1 protein-coding gene is annotated in these 769 nt (G+C 65.8%); it reads right to left on the minus strand.

Annotation, left to right across the window (positions count from 1 at the left end; genetic code table 11):
- Positions 1-769, minus strand: a 769-nt coding sequence (locus tag EOA22_RS35810) for an aldehyde dehydrogenase family protein (RefSeq protein ID WP_127390720.1), incomplete at both ends; no start/stop codon positions are given.

Raw genomic sequence — 769 nt, forward strand, 5'->3', positions numbered from 1 at the left:
GACGTGCAGGGCAAGGTTGACGTTCTCGCTCCACACCGAGGCGGCGAGGCCATAGCGCGTGTTGTTGGCGAGCTCGATCGCTTCCTCGGTGTTGCGGAAGGTCATGGTCGCCAGAACAGGGCCGAACACCTCTTCTTGCGCCAATATGTTAGCTGGCGAAACACCTGTGGCGAGCGTCGGCAGATGGTAGTAGCCGGAGGACGGCAGCCCGGCATCCGGCTGCCAGCAAACAGCGCCCTGTCTGGCGCCTTCGGCAACCAGGCCCTTGACGCGCTCGAGCTGGGTCAGATCGACCAGCGGGCCGATATCGGTGTTCTTGTCGAGCGGGCTGCCGACGCGCAGCCGGCTCATCCGCGTCTTGACCTTGGCGATCAGGGCGTCGGCTATGCCTTCCTGCACCAGGAGCCGCGAACCGGCGCAGCAGACCTGGCCCTGGTTGAACCAGATGCCGTCGACCAGGCCTTCGACGGCGCTGTCGAGATCGGCATCCTCGAAGACGATGAAAGCCGATTTGCCGCCGAGCTCCAGCGACAGTTTCTTGCCCGAGCCGGCGGTGGCCTTGCGGATGATCTTGCCGACCTCGGAAGAGCCGGTAAAGGCGATCTTCTGGACGCCGGGATGGTTGACGATGGCGACGCCGGCCTCAGGGCCGCCCTGGACGATGTTGACGACGCCCTTCGGCACGCCGGCACGCTCGCAAATCTCGGCGAACAGGATGGCGGTCAGCGGCGTGAACTCGGCCGGCTTCAGCACCACGGGGCAGCCGGCG

Source organism: Mesorhizobium sp. M7A.F.Ca.US.014.04.1.1 (genome assembly GCF_003998745.1).
Classification (GTDB): domain Bacteria; phylum Pseudomonadota; class Alphaproteobacteria; order Rhizobiales; family Rhizobiaceae; genus Mesorhizobium; species Mesorhizobium ciceri.